Below are 11,298 nucleotides of genomic sequence, written 5' to 3'. Positions count from 1 at the left end.
TTTAGATCATTGCCAGTTGTGTAGATAGAAACTTTTACCCTCGCCGGTCCTGAATAAATTACCGATTGATACTTCTTGCCCCGTACCGGCTGCTAGATTGATAAAAACACGTGGATTAATTGGCTTTCGGCCTGCTCCTACTCGCGTGTTTTCTTCGTAAGCATCAGCTAGTTGAACTAACTGTCCAGCTACCTGCATACCTGGTGAAAAAGGCAAGGCACATCCGCTGATTTTTGCCTGCCTAATAGCTTCGACCGGAACGACTCGCACTGACTCAAAGCGGATGCGCAGTAAGTCCTGCGAGCGTCCTAGTGCAGGTGTTCCAATTGGATAGCGGAAGTAATCTATCCAATCGGTGCGATTTAGCCAGAGAGTCAAACAAGGTTGAAGGTCGCCTGCCAAGTCAGTTGCTGCTATGACATGAAACTCTCGCTTGTAGGCATCCGTACCTTTGGCGTGTGGCTTTACATTTCGGCCATCAAACTCCAATCGCTGACGCGTTTCTAGGTCATTAGCTTCCGTTACGTATTGATAATAAAATCCCAACTGTACTTCATTATGTGTTACAATACGTCCCAAACAGCAACCAATCAACCCCAGTAGCGACGAATAAGAAGGGACCGTCATGCAAAGTGCATTGCCAGAAAGAACGAAGGGCAAGCGTGGTGTTGCTGTCCATCCGTCAAATTGAACTTCCAGCACTTCATTCATTGGATGTCGTAGTCAAGTAAGCCTTTATGAAGTCCTGAGCAACGCTTATGGGCGAGCCAACAACAATCGTGGAATCGTTTGAAAGAGCCTTCACCTGAGCTTCGTTCTGTAGATACCCTTCCCGTATACCGATATAGACAGGTGTTGCCAGTTTGTTATGGTAATCGTCAATGATCTGTTTGAGAGCATTAATTTTCAAAGAAGGCATTTCGCCAGAACCCTCGAACAAATTGTTGAAGACGGGGTTTGCACATTCAAGTCCGGCTAAAATCAGCACCTTGGGGCTAACATCAGCACCGAATGCAGCCTGCTTTGCTCCACCCCGTAAAAATGCCAGTCCACGTAGTAAACCAGCCGCACGCTCTTTGCGTGACTGCTCCGCGTTTTGTAGCGTGAAGCGTTTGAATGTTCCTTTAGCGCCTAAAGGTTTGTTAGTCAACTGGTCTGCATATTGTTTAACCGTCTCAGAAGCTAACTCCTGTTTACTACCTAAGTTGTCAAATTGCCCAAGCCGATAATATTCGAGATTGAAGAATCCCTCAAGGTGAGCCGCATAAAACTGCGTTGAGTAGGGCAATGGTGTGTTTTCTTTGAGGTGAACGAAACCCTCATCAACGTTCAACGTCCGCTTACCACGGATACCCTTTAAGACAGAGCATTTAAACGGTGATGTCCGTTGAACACTCTCCGCTTTAGTTTTTGTAGGGGCCTCGTCTTCGTCATCTTCATCACCCGCTCCTGACTTATCATTTCCCCCACTACGCATATAACCGAACAAATCGTCTTCTGGGAAAGCAATTGGATCAAGCTGTGTAGAGATTTTATTAGTTGTTCCTTTTTTCGAAACGCCTATTGCCTGTAATTCACTGGGTGTCCAATTGTTCTCCTCATTTGAGGTATTCCGAAGCCATCGTCTCCATGCTTGAGCCGATACGTAAGGCACTTTTTCACGGCGGCCGTTCACCATTTCTTCGAATACTTTCGGGACTACTTTATTACGGTCTTCGCCTGCGCCTAAACCTGCACCATTTAGAAAGGCGGCTGTACCATCGATGACTAATGCACCGGTAATGTTGTTGAGAGTTGCCATATTAAACTGTTGTGAGGGAAAGTGATAATTGGTGATAGAATTGATTTAAAAGATATTCCATAGCAAATCGAGCAAACGATGGGTTGTATTTGCCCATATAGTCGTACAGAAGTTTTTCAGGAAGAATTGATGGGGCAAATGGTTGTTCCAATTCCTTTTCAAGGGTAGCCATGCTTTCGCTGACAGAATCTATCCATTGAGCGATTTGGAAATTTTCCCGACGCATAGGAACCAGTACATGCTGACGAAATTTCTCTTCGTCCAATTGACCTTTATTTCGTCCATCACGATAGTAATGGATGTATTCATCAACGAATTGGCCGAAGTTGTTCAGGTACTCATTTTGCTCAACACTGGGCTTAAGAAGTAGCTCAGGTTGAACAGTTAACCGAGGGATTGGCTCATTGCGGTAATAGTTTAAGTATATCCGTAGAATATCCCGCAACCCGTAAGCGTTCAGTCGATTTTCAGCATCGAACAACAATGAATAAACTGTTTCAAGCTCATAAAATCGGCTACCTTCTCGGATCAACAAGGGTAATGGATTGCCTTCCTGATAACGGGCACCTAACCAACGACTGCTGTAGCTGCGTTTGTCTTCACCCATTAAATGAAAAAATAGATTAATCGACTGACCGATAGGCAGGTGGGCTATATCGGGAATAGGAGGCATTGTTACGTCGTCATCGGCAGATAACGTTAGATAATAGAAATGTACCATCCGATACATCCGGCTAATAGTACTATCTATCGGAATTTTTTCAGGATTATTGAGAACCATGACATGGTGCGCCCAATGCCACTCTTTACGGGCCGCTGCTGCCACCAGTGATTCAAAAATCATACTTTTATACAAAGCATAATCGCTAGTTGGAGCATCTGATTTTTCTAAGAACTTATGCTGCGCTTTACTCCATTCTTCCTTCCCTAGCAGATGAGCGATGTATTTGGCATATTCCAACTTACCGTCATTGCCGATAAGGCGTTGGTATTCCTCATAGAATCGAACAGAAACGCCATCTGAATTTTTATTGGGGTAAAGTCCATAGAAGTCAATATTTCCCTCAAGGCAATCCAGAAAGTCTGATTGAATTTTTGGATTCTTTAAGATCCCTTCCAGCGTTGGCCGTAGCGAGGGACTTCTGTACAATCTGAGTAACTTAACGATCAGTTGGTTCGGTATGCGATCAATTTCGCAACTCGCTCCGGTACCTGAATTAGTAAAACTCCAAAGATTGAAAGCTGTAATCTTATCATTTCGCTCTTTATCAGCCAGAATTTCTAAGGCTCTTAATAAATAATGACCTTTCGTAAAATCTTTGATATTATCCACTGACAAATTTGATGCCCTCGTGGTTGCCTCAGTTCTTATACGCTCTACATGATCAGCAATCATTCGTTTAGACAACTCTTCATTTGAGGAATCAATTAACAGTACTCCCCCTTTATAAAGCACGGCAGATAAAGGCAAGAACTGCATAATAGCCAAACAAACAGGGTGAACGCTAAGCGCATATTTGGCTTGTGGTAATGCCTGTGCGTCAGAACCTAACCCACCTAACAGCGGAAACCAACACCGATTGACGGTTTTATCCTTACCGCTAATCTTGCTGACTGGATAGCCTACTTTGCGGAGCGTCTGTTCATAGAAAGCATCAAACGTAGTTTTGAACCTCAAGCCCGACAACTCGCAGGTATACGGTCCCTCATTCTCCGCATTTTCTAGAATACCAGAAATGAGTTGGTTGTAGATGGCTTCACCGAATTCTTTATCGTTGAGGAGCGGACCATTTTTAGAGAAGAGCATGGTATAACTCTTCAACCGCTTATTCAAGCGTGTGAGTGTGTGCAAACCATCACTATACGGATTTCTGAATAACCTAAGCAACGTATCAGCATCAACAGTGCTGATACGTTGCTTAGCCAATGCTTCGATGGTTTGTAGCGCATTATTGAGCATAGCGCTGCCGGTATAGTCTCTAAACAGTATCATCACAAACTAAAAAGGTTAAGTTGCAACAGATGTCACAATGTCCATCACGTTCAGCCTGGGTAGCTAGTCCGCAATGAGTGCATTGTACTGGTCGATTGATTAAGGTATCTAGGTGCTTAGTCATGGATTTAACTGCTTAGTTTAGAACAAAGCTACAGTAAACCCCTTTTTACTCCAATAAGATGATAAAAAAAAGAAAGACTACAAGGCGGCTTGAACTTGAACTGAGTTGTTAAGCCCATTTAAACGGCTTAATTCAAGATTATACAAGGCAGATATAAGTTTGAAATAACATGTGTATTTAATAGTTTTACTCAGCAATCAGAGACTGAATTGAAATATAAGTTGATAGAAAATAATCGTACATGTCTGATTGTTAATAGTTTAATGAGTGAATTTTGTGCTTACGCACCCAAAGCCCTCCGCATTATACCTTCCTACACCGGCCAGTACGGCCAGTTCCAGTAATTCCTGGGGGCCGGTGAGTTCAAACTGAAAACCGTAGTAGCCCCGCAATTTCGTTTCTTCGCGGGAGTTTTCCTTAATCGTAACTAGACGTGACTTGGGATCATGGCGGCCTGGTAAGAGTTGATACGTTAGAGCGTAGTCGGTAAATTCATCAGCACCGGCCGCGACAGGGACGCTGGCCCACTTCGCCACTAAATTTGAGATTAGTAGCGGGCCGAATTGCTCATCGGCCGGATGTAGGTACTGGTCCATACCGCGCTCGTCTTTTTCGGCAATCACCACCGGCGAGAGAGTCCGTAACGTAACGGTGTTCGTCTTGATCTCAACCGGTACGGCTTCGACGCGTTCAACAACAAACTCCGCCCGGTGCTTCGGCGACGCAATTACGCAGCGCTGGTCCTGAAACAAGCCCATGATGAAATGCTGGGCAGCTTTATCGACGTAAAAGCTAACAATCCATTCGATGTACGGCGAATTAACCCATATACCGCCTGCCTTTGGGTCTGCTTTGGCCCCCGGCATAATCAGGTCGGAGAACGTAAAGAGCTTGAACCGGCGCGTACTCGAAAACTCGTAGCCTTTCGCGTGCAGAAAATCGGCGTACTGCTTATCGGCATCGGCCAGCACGGTGTAGATGAATGCGCTAAGCCGGTACGCGTAATTGAACGGAACCAGCGTCTGGCGGGCGGTTGGAACGAGGGTTAGTCGAAATTGCATAAGGTCAGGGTTGAGGAATAGCCTTCGTACCAGTTAATAGCACGAAGTACGAAAAGGTGATTGACAAGTTGTGTCAAAGCGTAAATTCTACCAGCCGAGCGCGTAAATAAGCTCGAAAGTCTTCCGGCTCTATGACCTGAATTTCGCCCGGTAAGCCGAGTACAAACCGACCAATACCCCGCCAGTCGCGCACGCGTCCGCACCAACCGTAGGCAAACGACGTATCAGCGGCCTCTCGTCGTTGATACGTATCGGGGCGAGTGGCAGGAAATTCTTCAATCAGCAACCGATATGCGCGGTCGGTGAGGTTTAGTTCGACCGAAAGCCAGCCCGGTCCTGTCCAGGTGAAAATATCCATCAGGCTGTCGGTAGCCTGGTACTGTATGGGTTGATTAGTGAGTTCGACGGCCTCGATTCGCTTTGTCCGGAAGGTTTTCACCGTAGCTGTAGCCGATTCGTAGGCTTCTAGTATGGCATAGTCGTCGGAGAAGGATAGGGGCTCCACCAGCCGGTCGCTAATCGTGTTCGAGTTAGCGGAATGATAGCGAATTAAAGTGACTTGCACCTGTTCACGAATGCCCTCGGCCAGCTTACCAACAATCTGCCCCTGGTGAATATCGGCCAGTCCGTCGGCCAGCGGTAGCAGGGTACTGCTCAAAAATACTTTCTGACGAATTCCCGCCAGCAGCGGATTCGTGTCGGCAACCCCGGCCAGAGCATGGCGGATCAGGTCGGCTTCTTCTTCGGTAAACGCGTCGGGTTTGTCCGGCCCCGGCCCAAACAGGTAATACCGTTTTGTCTGCGGGTGGCAGTCGATGGCATAGCCAACCGTTTCCAGAAACTCAATGTACCGATACACCGAGCGTTCGGATAGATCGACGGCTTCGGCTAGCTGAGGAATGGTGCGGCCTGGCTGTTGATGCAGCAGGCGTATAAGCTTAAAAACGCGAAGGAGTTTCGCTTGAGGAATCATGTATATAGGTGTGGAAGCTGTAAGACTACTGACCTAATGTAAGGCTCAACGGTACCGATACACAAAAAAATATGAAGGATTATTTATTAATAGGTAGTTGATTGATTTAACGTGTATAAGCGATTTGCAGTCTGATGTAGTTTCTGAGAAAAGAGCTGGCGCTACGTCCTGAAACAGCGTGTTGTTTCAGGACGTAGCGCCAGCAAAACACAAACCGTAGGCTATCTTATTGCTACTCGCAAATCGCTTTACTTAAGGTACGGGGCCAGTACCTGGGTCCACCGTTGATAGCCTTTTTCGGTCATGTGCAGGCTATCGGATCTGAACAATTCGGGGATGGGCTGCCCGTTTGGCTGGAGCATCGTAGGCCGGATATCGACAAAACTTGTGTTTGATTTGCGGGCCAGAAAACGCTGAATCAACTTGTTGGCTTCATCAACCTCGGCAAAATATTTCCGGCGCGAGGGACTCGGCTTGATCGCAATAAAGGTAAACGGAACGTCGGGCAGCTTGTTGCGAACGTAACGGAACAACGTAACGAACCGCTTGTAGGTCTGCTTGCCGGTTTGTTTGCCCGATGCAATGTCGTTTTCACCGGCATATACCACCACTTGTTTCGGCTGGTAGTTGACAATGAGTCGGTCGGCATAGCGAATTACGTCGCTCAATTCCGAACCGCCGAAGCCCCGGTTCAATACGGGTTTGTTGGGGAAATCGGTTGCTAAACTAGTCCACAGGCGAATGGATGAGCTGCCTGTAAATACGATAGGGTGCTGCGGTGGAGGAGTCGTTTTGTCAGCTTTCTCGAATGCCTGAATTTCCGGCTCATACCGGGGCTGCGTTTGGGCCTGGGTGAACCCGGCTACGAAAACCAGCAAGACTACGTTAACAACCCGAATCATGTAATGCATATTAATTAATTTAATTCCGGCCGTGTCAGCGGTCCGTCAGATGGTTGGCAATAGAAGTTGCTGATGCATATCCCCGCGTCAGCAATTACCTACTCGCTTGTTATATGAAAGGCACAACGGTCTCTAAACTCATGCCCCGCGACCCTTTTATTAATACGTAGGTGTCAGTCATAGGGTTGTCCATCACCCAGTTATGCAACGAAAATTTATCGGGGAAGTAATACGCTTTGGGCAGGTAGCTGAGGGCAAACTTCATGTCTTTTCCCGCCAGAATAACGGTGTCAAACTTGGCTTCGGCGATGAGCTTACCCAGCGCTGCATGTTCGGCTTCGCTTTCGTCGCCCAGCTCATACATATCGCCCAGGATCACCATTTTGCGTTTAGCGGGCATAGCCGCAAATTGCCGGATAGCTGCGGCCATCGAACTGGGGTTGGCGTTATACGCATCCAGCAGAACGGTGTTCGTGCCTTTTGCAATAATCTGCGACCGATTATTGGTTGGATTATAGTCGGCCACGGCATGGTTCGCGTCCTGGAGTGATATACCAAAATACTGACCGATGGCCAGTGCGGCCAGGATGTTCTCGAAGTTGTGTCGGCCGGGTAAGTGCGTCGTGACTTCTTCGCCGGTCGCGTCACGATACTTAACCACCGGCGATTCCTGAAGCAGTTCGGTGGGGTCGCCGGGGTAAAAAATCGCTTCGGCAAACGTAGTTTCTGACCGGATGCTTTTCAGCCGTTCGCGGTACATGGCCGTCAGCACCGTGTCGCGGGAGTTGATAAAGACCGTCTTCGCGTTTTGGGCCAGGTAATCATACAGTTCCCCCTTGCCTTTGCGGACGCCTTCAATTCCGCCGAACCCTTCCAGGTGTGCCTTGCCAACGTTGGTAATCAGGCCGTGCGAGGGCTGGGCGATGGAACAAAGCAACTCTATCTCTTTCTGGTGGTTCGCGCCCATTTCGACCACCGCCATTTCACACTGCTCATTGAGCGACAGCAGCGTAAGGGGTACGCCAATGTGATTGTTGAGGTTGCCGACGGTGGCATAGGTCCGGTAGCTTTTTGACAAGACCGCGGCAATCAGTTCTTTGGTGGTGGTCTTGCCGTTGGAGCCGGTCAGGCCGATAACCGGGAACGTAAAGGTTTGGCGATGATGGCGGGCCAGATCCTGCAAGGCCGTCAGACTATCTGGAACAAGCAGGCAGCGTGGGTCGCGCTGAGCAACGGCCGGGTCGTCGACAAGGGCGTAGCGGGCTCCCGATGCCAGGGCCTGTTCGGCAAATTGGTTGCCGTCGAAGCTCGCGCCTTTCAGGGCGACAAACAGGCAATCGGGCGTAATCCGGCGGGTATCCGTCGATACGCCCAGACATTCCTGAAATTTATGGTATAGTTGTTCGGTAGACAGCATCACAAAAGCGGGGCTTCTTCGTTCTTTGGTAAGAGCATCATCCAACTTGTCAAGGGCCAGATGGTATGGCCCCGGATGATGACAAGAATCCCTCAAATATAGATGAAAAAGGCGTTTACGCTGGTTGGTTGTCTGCTGGCTGTAGTTGCTCAGGCGCAGTCGGGCGGAAAAATTTCGTTTCGGTATGATCAGCGGCCCACCGTCAGCATCGACGGGCGTGCCATGCTAAACCCATGGGTAGGTGGCCTGAACGCGACCCAGTACTCGACCATGCGGCTAAACGACGACGCCCGCGAGGATCTGGTTGTGTTCGACCGGACCATCAACAAAGTACATACGTTCGTCGCCATCGACAACCCGACCGGCAATGGCACTGCCTGGCAGTACGCTCCCGAATATGAAGGCGCTTTCCCGTTTGTGTACAGCTGGATGCTCCTGGTCGATTACGACGGCGATGGACGGAAAGATATGTTTACCTACGGAACGGGTACGGTGCGGGTCTTTCGCAACGAAGGCCAGAACGGCCAGCCCGTCTTTCGGCTCGTAAGCGACCGGCTCATTACGGAGGGATTCAACGGAAAGCTGCCTTTGTACGTAGGAGGAACAGATATGCCCGCCATTACGGACTATGACGGTGATGGCGATATAGACATCATTACGTTCGACCCGAGCGGAAATCTGGTGGCCTATCAGCAGAACATGAGCGTTGAAACAACCGGCAAAAAAGACATTTCGGACTTCAAGCGCATGGGTGGTCTTTGCTGGGGACACTTCACGAAAGAATTCTGCAACGACTTTACCTTCGGTGTTCAGTGCGATATAGGTACGGGCGCGGGCCGCGTTGACCCGAAACCCAGCGGAGCCCGGCCCCAGCATACGGGTAATACGCTGATGGCGATCGATGCCAACGGTGACGGAACCAAAGACCTGCTGTTCGGCTTTGTTTCCTGCGAAAATACGGCCCTGCTACGTAACACGGGCCCCAATTCGGAACAAGCCAATTTCACGAGTTTCGATAGCCTGTACCCAGCCCGTGAGCCCATACGTTTTCCCGCTTTTCCCGCTACGTTCTGGGAAGACGTCGATGGTGACGGCCTGAAAGATCTATTGGCCTCGCCTAACGTTGACCTGAACGACGGGCTGGCCTACGATTTCAAAGCCTCGGCCTGGTATTACAAAAATACCGGTACCAATCAGAAGCCAGATTTTCAGTTGGTCCAGAAGAATTTCTTGCAGGCCGACATGATCGACCTTGGTGAACGAGCCGCCCCCGCCCTGGCTGACCTCGACGGCGATGGGGACATGGATCTGCTGATCGGTTATAGCGGCACGACTGTTGGTAAGGAGTACCGGGCGGGTATCTGGCACTTCGAAAATAAAGGAACCCTTCAGAATCCCGCCTTCGCGCTGGTGACCACGGATTACCTGAATATCAGCAAGACGGTCGCCTTGAGCAACGTAGTGCCTTCGTTTGCCGATGTCGATGGGAATGGCAGCACTGACCTGGTGTTGACCGGAAACGACGGACAACGGCTCGATATTCGGGTGTTGTTTAACGCAGCGCCGAAAGGAGCGGCTGTTCAGTATAATCTGGCTGGTGCGACAAAGTGGCCAACGCCCGACCGGGTGCAGCTTAGTGAGCTACCGACAGTCGTCGATGTGGACCGCGACGGAAAGCCGGATTTGCTGGTTGGGAAATCCGACGGAACCATCCATTATTTCCGCAATGCCGGAACGGCGACGGCACCTGTTTTTCAACTGCAAAATCAGAATTTTGGCGGGTTTACGGTGGGTAATTCATTTGATACGAAGGCTCGCTCACTGGTGGTGGCTGATCTGAACGGCGACCAGAAAAACGAGTTGATCGCAGCTACGCAGAATGGGCAGGTGCGTGTGTATCAGTTTCCCGATCGGCCCGATCAGTCGCTGACCTTGCTCGATTCGCTCGCTTCGATTGGAACGCCTGGTCTGGAATTGATTGCCACTGCCGCCGACCTCGACGGCGATCAACTGCCCGACCTGATGCTGGGTAGCCGGACGGGTGGGGTGCGGTATCTCAAAAACACCTCGCAAAAGGTAGTCGTAACGGGAGTCATAGAAGAACCGACTGGCCCGTGGGCGTTCCCGAATCCAACGGATCGTTACCTTACAGTACGTCCGCCATACGAGGGTCGCCTGGAGCTGATTTCGTTGTCGGGTCAGTCGATGCTACCCGTTCAGACGGTGCGGAATGAGGCTGAAACGGTGCTCGATCTAAGCAGTGTGCCCGACGGTACGTATATCCTGCGATTGCAGGCCGACAACCGCCCGGCGCAGGTGCAGAAAGTAGTTGTCTGGCGGTAACGGCAAACTCTTTTGAGGATTCGTGGTTAGTGAACTGTTGACGCATTGCCTGCTGGTGGGCTCCGCTTCATGAGCAGGCATCAGGTCATTAACTATGTATCACTAACCTTGGCGGTTATTCGCCAGAAGCCGTTTTTTATATGGAAAATATAAACAATGCTGATCAGCAGCCTATAGATGGAAATACGGGTGGCCCATTGGAGGGCATGTCGCCCCAGCACACCAATATGCCCGAAAATAACAACGAAGAGGACGTAATTGCGTACGCTGGTTTAGGCGTAAACAACGACCCCGACGTAATGAACCGGGGTGACGATGAAGCCACGGATACGCTTTTATATACCGATACGGCTACGGCCCGCCATGCTACGGATGAAGTCTCCAACGCCGAAGACATGGACGATCTGCCCAGCGATTTGCTGGATGACGACCTCTCCGACGATGAGCTGGATCAGGAAATATCCGAACTGGCCGAAGACGAGGAAGAAGGAAACGAGCGCTACTAATACCTCAGAGGCAACGATCCTGGTCCCAAATGGCAGTACGCCGTTTGGGACTTTTTTTGCCTGTGTACTCTCACTCCTTGCCTCTTTACTGGTGAGATAAGGGGGAAAGTTAGATCAACCTATACCGGTTTGAGGTACGTGTTGCCCTTAATTACCCCTCCCAACCTCCCCTACAAGG

9 protein-coding genes are annotated in these 11,298 nt (G+C 49.6%); 2 read left to right on the top strand and 7 right to left on the bottom strand.

Annotated elements, in window-relative coordinates; all coding sequences use genetic code 11:
* Positions 1-6: 6 nt before the first annotated feature.
* From ACYVIY_RS09640 to ACYVIY_RS09610, 7 genes are all read right to left on the bottom strand, one after another.
* The gene (locus ACYVIY_RS09640) at positions 7-711 is read right to left on the bottom strand and encodes a hypothetical protein (RefSeq protein ID WP_460976116.1); all 705 of its coding nucleotides are present in this window, start codon (positions 709-711) and stop codon (positions 7-9) included.
* Complete coding sequence (locus ACYVIY_RS09635; RefSeq protein ID WP_460976115.1) at positions 704-1,801, bottom strand: DevR family CRISPR-associated autoregulator; 1,098 nt, start codon at positions 1,799-1,801, stop codon at positions 704-706. The genes ACYVIY_RS09640 and ACYVIY_RS09635 overlap by 8 nt, the downstream gene beginning before the upstream one ends.
* Before the next feature lies 1 nt (position 1,802).
* Positions 1,803-3,797 (bottom strand): hypothetical protein, encoded by a 1,995-nt coding sequence (locus ACYVIY_RS09630; RefSeq protein WP_460976114.1) that lies wholly within the window; start codon positions 3,795-3,797, stop codon positions 1,803-1,805.
* Positions 3,798-4,178: 381 nt separating this feature from the next.
* Positions 4,179-4,979: a CRISPR-associated endoribonuclease Cas6 gene (gene cas6, locus ACYVIY_RS09625; RefSeq protein WP_460976113.1), complete on the bottom strand. Its 801-nt coding sequence runs from the start codon at positions 4,977-4,979 to the stop codon at positions 4,179-4,181.
* Between the two features lie 73 nt (positions 4,980-5,052).
* Positions 5,053-5,952 (bottom strand): helix-turn-helix transcriptional regulator, encoded by a 900-nt coding sequence (locus ACYVIY_RS09620; protein ID WP_460976112.1) that lies wholly within the window; start codon positions 5,950-5,952, stop codon positions 5,053-5,055.
* Between the two features lie 248 nt (positions 5,953-6,200).
* On the bottom strand, positions 6,201-6,863 hold the full coding sequence (locus tag ACYVIY_RS09615; RefSeq protein ID WP_460976110.1) for an SGNH/GDSL hydrolase family protein: 663 nt from the start codon (positions 6,861-6,863) through the stop codon (positions 6,201-6,203).
* 100 nt (positions 6,864-6,963) lie between these two features.
* Positions 6,964-8,271, bottom strand: coding sequence for a UDP-N-acetylmuramoyl-tripeptide--D-alanyl-D-alanine ligase (locus tag ACYVIY_RS09610; RefSeq protein ID WP_460976317.1), 1,308 nt, complete (start codon positions 8,269-8,271; stop codon positions 6,964-6,966).
* A 102-nt stretch (positions 8,272-8,373) separates the two neighbouring features.
* Between ACYVIY_RS09610 and ACYVIY_RS09605 the strand changes: the two genes are divergently transcribed.
* Positions 8,374-10,614: a T9SS type A sorting domain-containing protein gene (locus ACYVIY_RS09605; RefSeq protein WP_460976109.1), complete on the top strand. Its 2,241-nt coding sequence runs from the start codon at positions 8,374-8,376 to the stop codon at positions 10,612-10,614.
* A 140-nt stretch (positions 10,615-10,754) separates the two neighbouring features.
* Positions 10,755-11,120 (top strand): hypothetical protein, encoded by a 366-nt coding sequence (locus ACYVIY_RS09600; protein ID WP_460976108.1) that lies wholly within the window; start codon positions 10,755-10,757, stop codon positions 11,118-11,120.
* The last annotated feature ends 178 nt before the right edge of the window (positions 11,121-11,298 follow it).

Source organism: Spirosoma knui (assembly GCF_054780635.1).
This window is presented reverse-complemented; position numbering and strand designations above follow the sequence as displayed.